The organism is Sulfitobacter sp. 1A15258 (genome assembly GCF_043557045.1).
GTDB classification, from domain to species: Bacteria; Pseudomonadota; Alphaproteobacteria; order Rhodobacterales; family Rhodobacteraceae; genus Sulfitobacter; species Sulfitobacter faviae.
The window spans coordinates 698,664-714,160 of record NZ_JBIFFK010000001.1 but is presented as its reverse complement, the minus strand read 5'-3'; the positions used below and the strand labels follow the sequence as shown (position 1 = coordinate 714,160).

The window sequence follows — 15,497 nt, the reverse complement described above, 5'->3', positions numbered from 1 at the left end:
ATGTTGAACGTATCCAACCTGCGCGTTAGCTACGGCGCGATCGAAGTCATCCACGGCATCGACTTGCAGGTCAATCAGGGCGAATGCGTCGCGCTGATTGGCGCGAATGGCGCGGGCAAGTCTTCTACGCTCAAGGCGATCTGCGGGCTGGTTCCGGCTACCGCAGGAACCATTGAGTTCGAGGGCCAAGATATCACCAACCAAAGCGGCCACTCCATCGTCAAAGCGGGGATCACCATGTGCCCCGAAGGGCGTCAGGTCTTTCCGCAAATGACAACGCTGCAGAACCTCAAGATGGGAGCCTATCCGCGCAAGGATGCAGAGCAGGCATCCGATGTTGAAGAGATGATGGACATGTTTCCTATCCTGCGCGACCGCGCCAGCCAGGCGGCGGGCACGTTGTCGGGGGGTGAGCAGGAGATGTTGGCCATTGGCCGGGCGCTTATGGCGCGGCCCAAGCTCTGCATCTTTGATGAGCCATCGTTAGGGCTCGCCCCGAAAATCGTCGCGGAGGTGGGGGAGACCATCGCGAGAGTCAAAGAGATGGGGAAAACCATCCTACTGGTCGAGCAGAACTCGGCCATGGCGCTGCGGCTTGCCGACCGGGCCTATCTTTTCGAAGCCGGAGAGATCGTGCTGAGCGGGACGGGCGCAGAGCTGCAATCACATCCAGATGTCGCAAAGGCGTATCTGGGCCACTGATACCAACGTTTCTGGGAGGAGACAGAACATGAGACTGACAGCAATAACAGCTGCAATGGTCATGACGGCAGGTGCCGCATGGGCCGAGGAAAAGACGCTCGACATCGGGGTTAGCGATGCGCTGACCGGGGGCGGGGCCGTTTACGGACTGCCGCAGACCAATGCGGTGAAACTGGCCGCGAAAGAGATTAACGCCAGTGGCGGGATCAAGGTGGGCGAAGACACCTACATGCTCAACGTCATCGCCTATGACGACAAGGCCAACCCGACCGAGGCCTCCAACGCCGTACGCAAACTGATCGACCGAGATGGCGTTAAGTATATTCTTGGTTTCTGCTGCTCGGGTGCGACCGGGGCTGTGGCATCTTTCATCGAATATGAAGATGCGGTGATGCTCGTGGGCAATGCGGCCGAGCGGTCGATCACGACCCGCGAAATCCCGAACCTCACGCGCACGCGTCCACCAGCAGATTATACTGGTGCGGCGGCTGGTACCTTCGTCGCCGAAAAGGGCCACAAGCGGGTTGCCGTCTTGGGCGCGCTGGATGTGGGGTTCTACGCCAGCTACGTCGACGCCTTTGAAAAGGAGTTGGAAAAAGCGGGCGGAGAGATCGTGAGCCGGGAGGCATTTGGTCTGAAAGACCGCGACATGTCTCCGCAGTTGACCAAAATCCGCGGCCAAGAGCCTGACGCGATCCTTGTCGTCGGCTATGTGGAGCCAGCAGCCTTTATCTACCGTCAGGCAGTCGAGCTTGGCATCGACGTGCCGCGCTATGGTTTCACCTCCGGTAGCGAAGAGCAGTTTACCCGTGTGGCCACTTCGGAGCAGATGGAAGGCGTTTGGGACCTGCGCCCGACAGAGTTGACGCTGCTTTCGGCATCTGAAAACGGCAAAGCCTACCACACCAACTATACCGAAGAGTACGGCATCGCGCCTTCACCAAGCTCACCTTATTCCTATGACCAAACCTATGCTTTGAAGGACGCCATCGAGGCGGCCGGGACCGTAGACGACACTGAGGCTGTGGCTGAGGCGCTGCGCGAGATTGCGGTGCCTGATGAGGTCGTCATGCAATACCTGCCTGTCGATGACAAAATGTTCGATGAAAACGGGCAGGCCTATACCTCCAATGGCGCTTTCCAGTGGCAGGGCGGCAATTGGGTCTTCGTGCAAGACTTGCCGTCTGACGCCGCCGCGTATTCAGCTTTCCTGAGCACGCTGGACGACTGATCCCTCCCCGGGCGGGGCGCGGGCAGGTTTCCTGCGCCCCATTCTTCTATCTTCTTTAATTCGCAGGGTGCGGCATGGTTGAGGTACTTCAACAGATTATTAACGGCATCGCCATCGGGGGTGTCTATGTGCTGATCGCACTGGGGCTGACCACGGTTTTCGGAATCCTCGGCATCGCGCATTTTGCCCATGGATCGGTCTCTATGTTCGGGGGTTATCTTACGTTCTTTTTCGTCACCAGTTGGGGCATACCCTTGCTACTGGCGATCCTGATTGCGCTTTTGGTCGGGCTTGCCCTGGGCGTATTGATCGAACTTCTGGCCTATCGCCCGGTACGAGATGCCAATCACATCAACGCCTTTATCGTGGCGCTTGGCCTGACCATGATGGTTGAGGGGATCAATCTCGAACTTTTTGGGCATGAGCAAGTCGTTATCCCGACCGACTTCTCCCGCGTCTTCAACATCGGCGGTGTCACCATTCCTGAACTGCGGCTCTATGTGATCCTTGCCGCCGCGCTTTTGATCGCCGCAATGACAGTGTTTGTCGAACGCACCAAAACGGGCCAAGCGATCCGCGCCGTGGCCGAGAACCGCGACGCCGCGATCCTTATGGGGGTCAACGTCAAGACGATCCCGCTGGTGGTTTTTGCGATCTCGACAGCGCTTGGTGTCTGTGCCGGGGTCATGGTCGGGTCGCTTTTTGCGATCGCGCCGGGCATTGGCGAGGGCTTGGTCGTCAAGGGGTTTGCCGTGCTCATCTTGGGCGGTCTCGGGTCGATCCCCGGCGCCGTGGTGGGAGGGCTCGTGCTTGGCATCACCGAAGCGCTCGCCGCCGGTTTCATTTCATCCGCTTATAAGGACGTGATCGCATTCGTGGTGATGATCGGCGTTCTGTTGTTCCGGCCTCAGGGCCTGATGGGGAAAGCATAATGGCTCGTAATCGCACCTTCATCCTTTATGGGCTGGCACTGGTTGGCTTCGTATTGTTGCCGCAGCTCATCTCTGTGAAATACTATATCCACCTGAGCGTGTTGGCCTTGATCTGGGTCATCGCAGCGCAAGGGCAGAACTTGATCCAAGGCTACACCGGCTATGTTTCCATCGTGCAGGCCGGCTTCATGGGGATTGGGGCTTATTCGACGGCGCTGATGGGCATGCACTTTGATCTGCCAGTCTGGCTGACGATCATCCTCGCGCCCTTCGTTACTGCCTTCTTCGCGCTGCTGACAGGCTACCCCAGCTTGCGGGTGAAAGGGCACTACTTTGCCATCGTCACGCTGGCGTTCAACATGGTGATTTTCATCGTCCTGATGAACTTCCACGAGCTTACCCAAGGCGAGGCAGGCATCACCGGCATCCCGAAGCCGGGTGGCAAGGACGCACTGTTCAATTGGCGCGATCGAGAAACGTATTATTACTTTGTATTGATCATCGCGACGTTGATGACGGGGCTTGCGGCATTGATCGTGCGGTCGCGTATCGGGCAAATCCTCGTAGCGATCCGCCAGAACGAAGACCTCGTCGGCGCGGTTGGTATCGCGGCTTGGAAATACAAGCTCTTTGCCTTCGTGACCTCCGCGATGTTCGCGGGCCTCGCCGGTGCGATCTACGCCCACTACCAAAGCTTCATCAATCCTGAGATCTTCGGCATTGCGCAGTCGCTTGATGCGATCCTCGCGGTCATCATCGGCGGATCGGGCACCATTGCCGGGCCAATCATCGGCGCGTTTTTCGTGGTCTTCCTGCCTGAATACCTGCGCTTTGCCGATAGTTTCCGGCTGATCCTCTACGGGCTGGTGCTGGTACTGGCGACGATCTTCATGCCGCGTGGCATTGCCGGTATCGCCCGCGACCTGATGGAAAAACGTCAGGGCCGGACATGAGCCAAGCTTTTCTGGATCAGGTCGCGCATTTCGCCAAGGGACGTGTTGCCGCGGAGGCGGCAGCATGGTCCATCGGCGCCGCGCCGGAGCCCGCGCTTTACCATGAGGCCGCCGCTTTGGGGCTTCTGGGTATTGAGGTGCCAGAGGAAATGGGAGGCAGGGGCTTCGGCTTTGCCACCCGCGCTGTAGCTTTGGAGGTGTTGGCCGGAGCAGATTTCGGTTTTGCGATGTCCCTGGTCAATACCCACAACATTGCCCTCAGGCTCTGTGAAGTAGGACAGGATGCCGCCGCACAATATCTGCCCGACCTGCTTTCTGGCCGGATGCACGCCTGCACCGCTTTGACCGAACCCGGCACCGGCAGCGATTTCGCTGCCATTCGCACCACCGCGCGGCAGGTTGCAGGCGGCTGGGAGATCGAGGGGGAAAAAGCATGGATTATCAACGGGCGGCAGGCGGGGCTTTCGATCGTCTATGCGCAATGCGCAGAGGTGGGCGACAGCGATGGCATCGCAGCCTTCCTCGTTGATCTGAATGCGCCGGGTGTCACCCGCTATGCCATCGACAGTGCCTTTTCGCAGACCAGTCTGGGCACCGGCGGGTTTTACCTTTCGGGGGTTAAACTGCCACATGAAGCCATGCTCGCTGCACCCGGCACAGCTTTCAAAGCGATCCTGAAAGAGATCAATGCCGCACGGACCTATGTTGCCGCAATGTGCAACGGCTTGGTGCAAGCAGCACTGGATAGTGCTGCGGCCTATAGCGCTGAACGTTGCAGCTTCGGTAAGCCGCTGAACGCCATTCCACGCTGGCAGACAGAGTTCGAGGCCGCGCAAGCCGCCTTGATGCAGGCCCGACGCGCTACGGAGCAGGCTGTCGAAAAGGTGGCACAAGGCGCGGATGCGCAACTTGCGGCTGCTGAGGCCAAGATCAGTTCGGTCTCCTGTGCGCAGGCTCAACTGCCAAGACTTTTGCAACTGATGGGGGCCGAAGGCTTGCGCCCGGAACACCCCTTTACCCGCCACATCGCCGCCGCACAGATGGCGGGCTTCACCGATGGGGCAACAAATATCCTCAAAGACAGGGTGGCGCGCTTGACCGCCCGGAAGGAGAGCTGAACCATGCGTGTATTCCAGATTGAAGGCGACTGGGGATTCGACAACCTCACACTGACAGAGCGCGATGAGCCAAGCTGCGGACCTGGAAAGGTCATTGTCGAGATGCGGATGGCGTCGCTCAACTCTCGCGATCTGATCGTGCCCGAACGGGGCTATGGCCGAGCGACGGGTGAACTGCCCTTGATCCCTGTGTCCGACGGTGTGGGTGAAGTTGTCGAAGTAGGGCCGGGTGTGACCCGGGTTGCCGTGGGGGACCGTGTCTGCCCGACCTATTTCCAAAATTGGACCGCGGGCGCGCCAAGCCCTGAGCGCTTTGCGTCAGCCTTGGGGGGGCCGCTGGACGGGGTTATGGCGGACCGCATCTGTCTATCTGCGGAAGGGGTGGTCAAGGTTCCTGACTACCTGACCGACGCCGAAGCGGCGACGCTGCCCTGCGCCGCGCTCACGGCATGGAGCGCGGTCATCACCCACGGCCAAACCCGCGCCGGGGACAAGCTGCTGGTCCAAGGCACCGGCAGTGTCGCGCTCTTCGCCTTGGCCTTTGCCAAGATGCATGGGGCGCATGTCACTGTAATTTCCTCCAGCGACGACAAACTCGCGAAAGTCAGGGAAATGGGCGCAGACGCGACAATCAATTACCGGAGTGAAGAAGATTGGGCCCGCGCCAGTCGCCCTATTACCGGCGACCGCGGCGGCTATGACAACATTATCGAATTGGGCGGCGCGAAAACACTGCCTCTGTCTCTGAAGGCCGTGCGGCCGGGCGGAACGTTGTCCATGATTGGGGTGCTTTCGGGGCTGAACATCGACGCCTCGCTGGGTCCGATTGTCGCCCGGCAGGTCCGCCTCCAAGGCGTCACCGTGGGCCATCGAGACGGGTTTGAGGCGATGCTGCGTGCCATGGCTCAGCATGAGCTGCGGCCTGTTCTGGGCGAGACCTTCAAGTTCGATCAGCTGAAAGAGGCCCTAACGCATTTACGCGCCGGCGGCCACTTTGGCAAAACCCTCATCGAGTTCTAACATGTCCGACATTGATACTTCTTGGCAGCCTCGCCACCATCCGGCGGACAAGGCAGCCTTCGTCATGGCCGCCACCGGCGAAAGTGTCAGCTTTGCTGCGCTCGAAGCCCGGGCAAATCAAGGCGCGCATTTGTTGCGCGCTATGGGCATCGAAACGGGCGCGCATATTGCCATTCTGATGGAGAACCGTCGCGAAATGCTGGAAGTCTGTTTTGCAGCAGATCGTGCCGGCGTGTATTACACGACCATCAGTACCCATCTGGGGCCGGAAGAGATCGCCTATATCCTCAACGATTGCGATGCTCAGCTGCTAATTACAAGCGATCGGTTTGCGGGAATAATCGCAAAGCTACAGACGGATTTTGGCAAAGCCTTCGCTGTGCGCGTCGTAGGCGGGGGGGCGGAAGGATTGCCAAGTTGGGATCATGGCGTCGCGGAACAGCCACCCACGCCAATCCCAGACGAGGCCCAAGGGCTTGATATGCTCTATTCCTCAGGAACGACCGGGCGGCCAAAAGGTATCAAATGGCCGTTGGAACCCGCGCCGCTTGGAACGCGCACGATGCTGGTCGATTTGCTAACCGATCTTTTCGGCTACGGGCCGGATACCCGATACCTGTCCACTGCGCCGCTTTACCATGCAGCCCCATTACGCCACTCAATGGTCACGATAAAATCGGGTGGTACTGCGGTTGTCATGGACCGCTTTGACGCCGAAGAGGCGCTAAGACTTATTGAAGAACATCGCATTACCCACAGCCAATGGGTGCCAACCATGTTCGTGCGCCTGTTGAAACTACCTCAGGAGGTACGTGAGAAATACAACCTTTCCTCCATGCAAATGGCTGTGCATGCCGCAGCGCCCTGTCCGATTGAGGTCAAGCACGAGATGCTGGCTTGGTGGGGGGATATTATCCACGAGTATTATGCTGGTACGGAGAATAACGGTTTCACCGCGATAACAAGCCGTGAGTGGCGGGGGCATCCTGGTTCAGTGGGCCGGGCCAAACTGGGGGTCATCCATATCTGCGGCGAGACCGGTGAAGAGCTTCCAGTTGGCCAAGAAGGAGAGATTTTTTTCGAGAATGGCCATCAGTTCGCTTATCATAAAGACCCAGAAAAAACCCGGCGTGCCACTAATGAAAAAGGCTGGACAACCCTCGGGGATATCGGTCGGGTCGACGCGGAAGGTTATCTTTACCTGACAGATCGCAAATCTTTCATGATCATTTCGGGCGGAGTGAACGTTTATCCGCAAGAGACTGAAGATACGCTGCTAAACCATCCGGCCGTGCTCGACGCAGCCGTTATCGGCATTCCACATGAGGATTTTGGTGAAGCCGTTCATGCTGTTGTGCAGTTGTTGCCAGATGTCGACGCTTCAGATGAACTGCGTGACGCGTTGTTTGAATTTTGCCGAACAAAGCTGTCTTCGATCAAATGCCCACGGAGTATCGAGTTCCGCAAGAGGTTGCCCCGGACAGAGACGGGGAAGCTGCACAAAAGGCTCCTAAGAGAAGAGTATTTGGCGCCAAGATAAAAGACCAGAGCAGAGGGTTGAATGACACTATGCCGCGCCCGGCTAGCGGATACAGAACGGCCCCCTTAGCGAGTATCACCGGAGAGATGCGGGGTGAATTGCTTGATGAGACCATGTTTGAACGCCTGCATTCGGCGTTGGGTGTTCTGACCCCGGTCGATTACGCGCGAACCCTGACTAATGCAGTCACTCGCTCGTCTGCGAAAAATGGAAACGCCGCGCGTTGGGCGATCGCTCAAGCGGCGGCATCTATTGTAAAGACGAAACGGGCTTTGGTTGCGGCTGGATGAAAATTCAATGACCGGTCACGCCTCCAATAGTACCTGGATTGATTCGCGCGTCTGCTTCGAAACATCAACTTGACTAATCGCCTGTTCTACGACCGCGCGCTCAAATCCACAGGCCAGAAAACACAACAGCCAGCCCACCTGCGCAAAGCGCGAGCGTCGGCACGGGCCGTCGCGCGCCGATCAAACCGTATGAAAGCAGGGTCAGCCCCAATGCGACACGACCAGCCGCCAAGAGAGCTGCCAATGGGGTGTCCGAAAGGGTCAGCATATCCGGGTTCGCGACCATACCGAGCGGGATGATGTAGAGCCCAATGCCAAGCGCCATCGCTGTCAGAGCGACCTTCAACCAATTCTCGCCAATCATTCCCGCGGCGATAAAAACAGCGCCGCAGACCGGGGGCGTGATTGTCGAGAGAAGCGCGAACCAAAAGACAAAGAGATGCGCTTGAAGCGGCGAAAGACCCAGTTCAATGAGCGCAGGACCGGCGACGGAGACGCAGATCACATAGGCCGCCGTGGTGGGTACCTCCATGCCCAGAATGAGGCAAGCAAGCGCCGTGAGCAGCAGGGACGGCCAAAGAAGTCCCCCGGCCCCCGCCAGAATGAGAGAGGTGATTTTCACGCCAAGCCCGGTGATCGACAGCACACCGATGATGATTGAGGCGCAAAGGATGATAGAGGCGATCAGGGCAACCTGCCGCGCGGCATTGAGGACTGCACTTGCCATTCGCGTGGCGATCTGGCGCGGCTCGAAAGTGAGCTTTGCGTTGAAGAACAAGAGCAACGCCGCTGCGAGGATCGCCATAGCCGCCGCATATTCAGGCGTGAACTGCGCGACGAACATCCCCCATAGCAGGACCGAGAAGGGGACGAGGAAGAAGAGCGATGTGACTACCACGTCGCGCAATGCAGGGCGATCCGCTTCTGCGATCCCTTTGAGGGCGAAGCGCTGCGCGTAGGCGTTGATGCCAACCCAGACCGCCACAAAGTAAAGCACCGCCGGAAGCGCGGCGGCAGCCATGATGCCGGTGTAGGGCACGCCGGTCAGCTCGACCATCACGAAAGCGCCTGCGCCCATCAGGGGCGGCATGATTTGCCCGCCTGAGGAAGCCACGGCCTCGACTGCGGCGGCGAGGCGTTTGGGATAACCGAGCTTGGTCATTGCGGGCAGGGTGATCGCGCCGGTGGAAGCGACATTTGCGGAGGCCGAGCCGGAGATCGACCCAAAGAGCGCCGACGACAAAACAGACACTTTCGCCGCGCCGCCTTTCAGCCGCCCCGCCGCGGCGGCGGCGACATTCATGAAGCCTTGGCCCGCTTCGCCAGCGTTCAGAACTGCGCCGAAGATGACAAAGATCGCCACGACAGAAACGGAGACACCGGTGAGCGTTCCCCAGATGCCGCCCTCGGCGATGGTTAGTGTTCCGAAATAGCTTTCTATCGGCGTGCCGGAATGGCCGAACTCGCCGGGAATATGCTGCCCGAACAGGCCGTAGAGCAGGGCGAGTGCCGCAACCAGTGGCAAGGGCCAACCGATCACGCGCCGCGCCGTTTCCAGCACCACCAAGAGCAGGGTCGCCGCCACGGCAAGCTGGAAGTTGCTTTCGATGAACCCGTATTGATCGCCAAGCGCATCACTGTTGAAGGCCACCCAAAGCGCTGCGGCGATGCCCAACGCGGCCAAGATGATGCCAGTGGTCCGCCGCAGCGGGGTCTGCGCGTCAAAGACCAAGGCGAAGGGCAGGATGAAGGCCATATGCAGCGGCCTGCTGATCAGGTTCGGCACCAGACCCGAAAACACCAGCGCCAAGTGATAGCTGACCAGCGCGATGGCCAGCGCGATCCAGAAACTCGCCGCCAATCGGCTTTCGGGGAGATTTGTCATCTATGGAGTTCCGGCTTTGGCTGGGCAAGCGCGGCGCGGAAAACCCGCGCCGCGCGTCTTGTTATTGCGAGGTTTCTGTCGCGATCCCGGCTTCCTCGTAATAGCGCAGCGCGCCGGGGTGGAGTTCAGTGGTGATATTGGCCATCAACTCAGGCGTGACATTGCCCCACCAAGGCGAAGTATCGGCCATCTTGGCCTTGTTTTCCCAATAGGTCTTGGTCAGCTGATAGGCCGTTTCATCGTCCATCTTGGTTGTTGTGAAAGCGACGACGGGCAGGGACGTTGTGGTCACATCCTGCTCTTGGCCCGCATAGGTGCCCGCCGGAATGACAATGCGGGTCCGTTTGGATTGGGTGATCTGCTCGTCCGACAACGGGACCACGGTCACGGGGGTGGAAGCGGCGGCTTCGACGACATTTGGCGCCGGGAATGAACCCGCGGTGACAAAGCCGTCAATCTGCCCGTTCTTCAAAGCGGCCACGGCGTTGCCCAATTCCGCATCCGCGATCTCGACACTGTCTGCCAGCCCGAACATATCCAGATACTTCGCGCCTTCGGTCGCGCCGAAAGACCCTTTGCCCAGCAGGATGCTCTTGCCTTCCAAATCCGCGAGCGCGGTGGCGCCGCTGTCCTGAGACATCACGAAATGCATGGTCAGCGATGGGATCGGGAAAAGCGCGCGAATCTCATCGAAAGCCGGTGCGGTCTTGCCTTCAAACATAGCCTTGCCGTTCTGGGCCAGACCAACGAGCGAGGGCGGGGTGGTAAAGACATAGTCGGCCCCGCGCGCGCGGACTTCCATAACGTTCTGAACCGATCCTTGGCTCTCTTCCACGGTAACCGAGATGTCTCCGCCGCTGCCCGCTTTCATGGCTTCGGCAAGCTCCACGCCCATTTGATAGTAGGACGAGCCCGATTTGGCCGACTTATAGGTCACACGGGTCTCGGCGCTTGCGGCGCCCCCCACAAGCCCCAGGGCCAATGCCGCGCAAATAGTTTGTTTCAACGCATTCATGGTTTTTCCTCCTCCAAGCGCAAGGCCAACGTTCTCCCGGCGAAACATGTGCGGGACTGCCTTCGGGTGACTTTCTGGCAGCACACTACGACATTGTCGAGAATGGGGTTTCGCTGTTGGGTGGCTCTTGTAGAGCAATACGGTGGGCCGTTTCGGCCTCGCGGGGGCGAAGAGGGCAGAGGCGGCAGGTTCGCTGCGCCCCGCAACCAGTTCTGCGATGCGCGGATCGGAGACCATAGGGGGCGAGAGATATCGACGCTTGAGTTGCGAAGAAGCGCAACTGTCTGCGCGCCTCCGCCAAGGTCGAAGCCCGATCAAAGGTCCATACCCTTATCACTCGGGCAAGGCGCAGTGCGTCAGCTATCGCCCTTTAGAGGATCATGGCCCCAATTCATCAGCGAATAGCGCCATTTCGAGTCTTTAACATCATCCTTCGGCCCGCCTTGGGAGAGATGCCGTTTGATATAGCCGACGACGGTCGCCATGTGATCCCACTGATCGTCGGTCAGGTCGTCCTTGTTGGTGCGTTTGATCTTAACGATCCTGCGGCCGGATTTGTGCCCGGTGCTTTCACCGCTTCCACTGTTGCCCACGGACTTGGAGGCCTCGGTCTCCAGCCAGTCCTCAAGCTCCGCCGGTGCCATGTTGACCAGATCGCGCCACTCGCCCCAGATTTCGTCCTTCGATTTCGATGAAGACATTTTCTTTCCCAATCCATTACTGGAAAGAAACCGGCCCGCGCGCGCTTTGTTCCGATAGGTCACAGCGGTCTGCCTTGGTCGGCGGGACGCGCGCCAATCTGTCTGCCGTTATCTGGTCAGTGTCCGAACGGCCCGCGCCTCGGGCGAGCCGGTGAAAGCTCAGGAAGCTTGCGAATAGCGCATGCCCTCCGGCACCTCTCGGTCCAGCAGTGATGCGATCATGCGGGTCAGGGCGCGACCTTCGGGCAGGATGTCGAGGCGCGTTCCGGACAAGCGCACGAATGGCGTGAAGCGGGTCGCGATGGCCTTCAAGTCGGGCGCGAGATCGAAGGCCCGCGCGCCGAAAGTTTCTGCCAATGCGTTCAGGTCGAGGGCAAAGTCGCACATCAGACATTCGATCGCCCGCGCGGTCAGGCGGTCCGTATCCTCCAAGGCGTAGCCGCGCGTTCCGGGCAGGTCGCCAGCCGCGATGCGCGCGGTGTAGGCCGCCGTCGCGGGGGCGTTCTGTACGTAGCCCCCCGGAAAACGCGTGATTGACGAGGCGCCGAGGCCGATCAGGGTTTGGCAATTGTCATCGGTGTAGCCTTGGAAATTCCGGCGCAGGCGGCGGTTGTTTTTTGCTTGGGTCAGCCCATCCTGCGGCGTGGCGAAATGATCAATGCCGATTGCCTCCATGCCCGAAGCGGCGAAGCGTGCCGCGGCCTTCTCGGCGAAGTGATAGCGTGCGACTGCGTCTGGCAGTGTCGCCTCGCGGATGAGTTTCTGCCGTTTCGCGACCCATGGCACATGCGCATAGCCGAAAAGCGCCACGCGATCCGGGGCAAGAGACAGGGTCTTGTCGATCGTATCCTCCAGCCGCGACATGGTCTGATGAGGCAGGCCGTAAACCAAGTCGGTATTGAGAGAGGTGACCCCCTCGGCGCGCAACTGGTCGACACAGCGGCGCGTGACCTCGAAGGACTGGAGGCGCCCGATGGCCTGCTGCACCTCAGGGTCGAAATCCTGAATGCCGATAGAGGCCCGTGTGAGGCCCGCGGCGCGCAGGGCAGCGATTTTGGTGGGGTCGATCTGGGTGGGGTCGATCTCGACGGAGAACTCGAAATCCTCGGTCGGGGTGAGGAGCTGATGAAGGGCGCGGTTCAGGCGGTCGATGAGGGTAGGCGGTAGGATGGTCGGTGTCCCCCCACCCCAATGCATCCGCCCCATCCGCATGCCCGCAGGCATCGCGGCGCGCAGAAGCTCAAGCTCGGCCTCAAGAGCTTCGATATAGCGCTCGACAGGGCTGAGCGTCTTGGTGCCCTGCGTGTGGCAGGCGCAGAAATAGCACAGCCGCTCGCAAAAGGGGATGTGGACATAGACCGAGACCGGCGCGCCGGGGTCCAACGCGCCAAGCGCTGAGCGCTGAAACGCGGCGCCCACCGCGGGGGTGAAGGCCGCCGCGGTGGGATAGGAGGTGTAGCGCGGCACGCGCGCGTCGAAGAGGCCGAGAGCCTCTAGCATCTGTATCTGTTCCATGGCACCGGTTTAGGTGGCCGCCGTTCTGCGGTCTTTGCGCTGGATCAATTCGGACGCAAAAATTGCGCATTGCCGTCGGTTGGGTGATCGTCGGCGGCTTGGGCTTTGCCACAGTTTTCACGCTCTTTCTGACACCGATCCTCTACCGCGGGATCGCCGTCTTGGGTGCCGCCCCCCGCCGGGGCAGCGCATCGGCTGAGAGCGGACGCGGAGGGGGCGGTATAGGCCGTCGCGGGATTGACTCACGCCGCGCCAGCGGTTTCCCGGAACTGCACGGAGTGCAACAGGATGACGAGGGCAGCAGCGCGCTATTCCCGCGGCGCGCGCCACAGGCTGGAATAGCAAAGGTGCCGGCAACCTATGCAAGCAGCGCATTTCTCCTGCCCTGTTCGATCTCTACTCCGGGCGGGTCGGCTTCCCATCTTGGACTTGAGATTGGAGACATCATGCACACCGCCGTTCCAGAACCTCTTTCCGTTCCCCTCCCGCTTCTAAAGCAGACTCTATGCGAACATTACCAAAGACTTAGCCCCGCCTCGCGAGAGCTGAGATTCATGGGCCAGCTGAACGATGATGCCTTGCTGCGCGTGGTTCGGGGCTCCAACCCCGACCTGACGCTCGGCGTCGAATGCGATGATGCTTTGCGTGCGATACTGGAGCTTCATTGCATCGACAGCACCCATGCGGAGATCGGGCTTTCGGTTGAAGACGCCTATCAAGGGCGCGGCTATGGCCGGAGGCTCTTCCATCGCGGTCTGGCCGAAGCGCGCGCGCGAAATATTGAGACCGTGGATGTGAACTTCTTACGCAGCAATATCGCAATCAAAAAGCTCTGCATCGAAGAAGGGGGAGAGATACGTTGCCGTGGGGGCGAATGTGTCGCGCAGCTGTCGTTGAACTGACCGGAAAATTTGAGAGGGACATGTGGAATCTGCCTCTGGCTATCAGGTGAATGGCCCCCACTTAGGTTGCGGCGGCCAATTTTCACGTCTTTGCTTTTAGGTGATGGTGAACCCGCGCCCGACGGGGTCGGTTTCATCGAGTAACCATTTCACATAGCCGATAACTTTGGCAGTGCCCGGATATCCTTGGACGCTGGAGCGCGGATTGCCATGCCGTGCCGCATAAGGGCATCACGCTATCCATGGGGTTCCAAAGCACCTAAAACCGCCGTGCCGTCCAGCGGGCGAGCGCTTCGACCGCGGACCAGAGCAGCAGCGACAGCGCTGCGAGCACGATCAGGGCCGCGAACATGAGCGCGGTTTGGCCGCGGCCATTGGCCATCAGCATCAGATGCCCCAGCCCGCGGGAGGAGCCGACCCATTCGCCGATCAGCACCGCGAGGGGGCCGTAGACCACCGCCAGACGCAGGCCCGAGATCAGCCCCGGCACGGCATGGGGCAGGCGCAGCAGCAGTGTTTCGCGCCAGCGGTTGGCGCCCGAAAGATGCGCCAGATCGCGCAGGCCCGGGGGCAGCGCCATCAGCCGATCGAAGAGGGCCGAGGCGATGGGAAAATAGGTGACCAGCGCGATGGTCACGATCTTGGAGGGCATCCCGTAGCCGAGCCAAAGGGTGATGACCGGGGCGAGGGCGAAGACAGGCACGGCCTGAGCCACCACCAGCATCGGGCGCAGCAGCCAGCGCGCGCGGCGCGAGAGGGTCAGCAACAGCGCGGTCTCAATGCCGAGGAAAATGCCCAAACCTAAGCCCAGTGCAAGATTGCCCGCCGACCATAGCGCGTTTTGCCAGAGCAGCGCGGCATTCCCGCCCAGCGCTTGCAAGACAAGCCAAGGCCCCGGCAGGATGAAACGCGGCACGCCGCTGAGGGTGACAACAAGCTGCCAAATCGCGACGGCGAGGGCGAAGCAGACCATGCCACGCCATAATTTATGCAACGTAGATACCATCAGGCGACCTGCGCGGGTGAGGCCAGCCCCATGCGGCGCAGCAGATCGGCTTGAGCGGCGAGAGTCTCGGGGGCGTCGATCCGGCGCGGTGGCGGCGTTTTGGGCAGGGGGCAGGGGGCGGCCCCATGGCGGCTCACGATCCAAGCGTGATTGGCGAGCCTTAGGGCCTCAGCCGGGTCATGGGTGATCAGCACGACGGTTCGCCCGCAAAGCAGCCGCGCCGCTAGATCCTGCATTTTAAGGCGGGTCACCACATCAAGGGCCGAGAACGGTTCGTCCAGCAAGACCACGGGGCGGTCTTCGTAAAGCGTGCGGGCAAGGGTGACGCGCTGGCGCTGGCCAGCGGAAAGCTGGGCAGGTTTGCGGCGCAGCTCCGCGCGAAGCCCGACCTCGGCCAAAAGTGCTGCGGCGCGGTCAGGGTCCGCCCGTTCTCCGCGCAGCCGGGCGGGGATGGTGACATTCTCAACCGCATTCGCCCAAGGCAGCAGTTGATCGTCCTGCGCCATCATCGCAACACGGGGGGCGATGGGACGGTCGTCATCGGCGGCAATACGGCCCTCCAACCGGGCGGCGGTGGGCAGACCCGCAAGCAGCCGCAGCAGCGAGGTTTTCCCCACACCCGAGGGGCCGAGCAAGACGTTCCATTGCCCGGCCTTGAGGGTAAGATCAAAATGGTCGATCAAAGGG

General features: G+C 60.4%; 14 protein-coding genes. 8 read left to right on the top strand and 6 right to left on the bottom strand.

Going from position 1 to position 15,497, the window contains the following annotated elements:
• The 7 genes from ACGYK9_RS03560 (at window position 1) to ACGYK9_RS03530 (ending at window position 7,496) form a co-directional block, all read left to right on the top strand.
• Window positions 1-702, top strand: a complete 702-nt coding sequence (locus tag ACGYK9_RS03560; protein ID WP_322329521.1) for an ABC transporter ATP-binding protein — start codon at window positions 1-3, stop codon at window positions 700-702.
• A gap of 28 nt (window positions 703-730) precedes the next feature.
• The gene (locus tag ACGYK9_RS03555) at window positions 731-1,933 is read left to right on the top strand and encodes an ABC transporter substrate-binding protein (RefSeq protein WP_394408645.1); all 1,203 of its coding nucleotides are present in this window, start codon (window positions 731-733) and stop codon (window positions 1,931-1,933) included.
• A 74-nt stretch (window positions 1,934-2,007) separates the two neighbouring features.
• Window positions 2,008-2,865, top strand: a complete 858-nt coding sequence (locus ACGYK9_RS03550) for a branched-chain amino acid ABC transporter permease (protein ID WP_322329523.1) — start codon at window positions 2,008-2,010, stop codon at window positions 2,863-2,865.
• Window positions 2,865-3,818, top strand: coding sequence for a branched-chain amino acid ABC transporter permease (locus ACGYK9_RS03545; RefSeq protein WP_394408642.1), 954 nt, complete (start codon window positions 2,865-2,867; stop codon window positions 3,816-3,818). Before ACGYK9_RS03550 ends, ACGYK9_RS03545 begins: the two co-directional genes overlap by 1 nt.
• Window positions 3,815-4,936 (top strand): acyl-CoA dehydrogenase family protein, encoded by a 1,122-nt coding sequence (locus ACGYK9_RS03540; protein WP_394408639.1) that lies wholly within the window; start codon window positions 3,815-3,817, stop codon window positions 4,934-4,936. Before ACGYK9_RS03545 ends, ACGYK9_RS03540 begins: the two co-directional genes overlap by 4 nt.
• A 3-nt stretch (window positions 4,937-4,939) precedes the next feature.
• Window positions 4,940-5,956: an NAD(P)-dependent alcohol dehydrogenase gene (locus ACGYK9_RS03535; RefSeq protein WP_394408636.1), complete on the top strand. Its 1,017-nt coding sequence runs from the start codon at window positions 4,940-4,942 to the stop codon at window positions 5,954-5,956.
• A gap of 1 nt (window position 5,957) precedes the next feature.
• Window positions 5,958-7,496: an acyl-CoA synthetase gene (locus tag ACGYK9_RS03530; protein ID WP_394408633.1), complete on the top strand. Its 1,539-nt coding sequence runs from the start codon at window positions 5,958-5,960 to the stop codon at window positions 7,494-7,496.
• A gap of 390 nt (window positions 7,497-7,886) precedes the next feature.
• Here the strand turns inward: ACGYK9_RS03530 and ACGYK9_RS03525 are convergent, their stop codons facing one another.
• From ACGYK9_RS03525 to hemN, 4 genes are all read right to left on the bottom strand, one after another.
• Window positions 7,887-9,671: a TRAP transporter permease gene (locus ACGYK9_RS03525; RefSeq protein ID WP_394408630.1), complete on the bottom strand. Its 1,785-nt coding sequence runs from the start codon at window positions 9,669-9,671 to the stop codon at window positions 7,887-7,889.
• A gap of 61 nt (window positions 9,672-9,732) precedes the next feature.
• A complete protein-coding gene (locus ACGYK9_RS03520; protein WP_394408627.1) occupies window positions 9,733-10,686 on the bottom strand; it encodes a TAXI family TRAP transporter solute-binding subunit in 954 nt (317 codons plus the stop codon).
• A gap of 356 nt (window positions 10,687-11,042) precedes the next feature.
• Entirely contained in the window at window positions 11,043-11,387 is a 345-nt protein-coding gene (locus ACGYK9_RS03515) for a DUF3140 domain-containing protein (protein WP_394408624.1), read from the bottom strand.
• Between the two features lie 159 nt (window positions 11,388-11,546).
• Window positions 11,547-12,902, bottom strand: coding sequence for an oxygen-independent coproporphyrinogen III oxidase (gene hemN, locus ACGYK9_RS03510; RefSeq protein ID WP_394408621.1), 1,356 nt, complete (start codon window positions 12,900-12,902; stop codon window positions 11,547-11,549).
• Between the two features lie 554 nt (window positions 12,903-13,456).
• Between hemN and ACGYK9_RS03505 the strand changes: the two genes are divergently transcribed.
• Window positions 13,457-13,804 (top strand): GNAT family N-acetyltransferase, encoded by a 348-nt coding sequence (locus ACGYK9_RS03505; protein WP_394408618.1) that lies wholly within the window; start codon window positions 13,457-13,459, stop codon window positions 13,802-13,804.
• A gap of 259 nt (window positions 13,805-14,063) precedes the next feature.
• On the opposite strand, the gene ACGYK9_RS03500 is transcribed toward ACGYK9_RS03505, so the two are convergent.
• Together ACGYK9_RS03500 and ACGYK9_RS03495 are read right to left on the bottom strand one after the other, a co-directional pair.
• Complete coding sequence (locus ACGYK9_RS03500; protein ID WP_394408615.1) at window positions 14,064-14,810, bottom strand: ABC transporter permease; 747 nt, start codon at window positions 14,808-14,810, stop codon at window positions 14,064-14,066.
• Complete coding sequence (locus ACGYK9_RS03495) at window positions 14,810-15,493, bottom strand: ABC transporter ATP-binding protein (protein WP_394422387.1); 684 nt, start codon at window positions 15,491-15,493, stop codon at window positions 14,810-14,812. The genes ACGYK9_RS03500 and ACGYK9_RS03495 overlap by 1 nt, the downstream gene beginning before the upstream one ends.
• Window positions 15,494-15,497 lie beyond the last annotated feature (4 nt).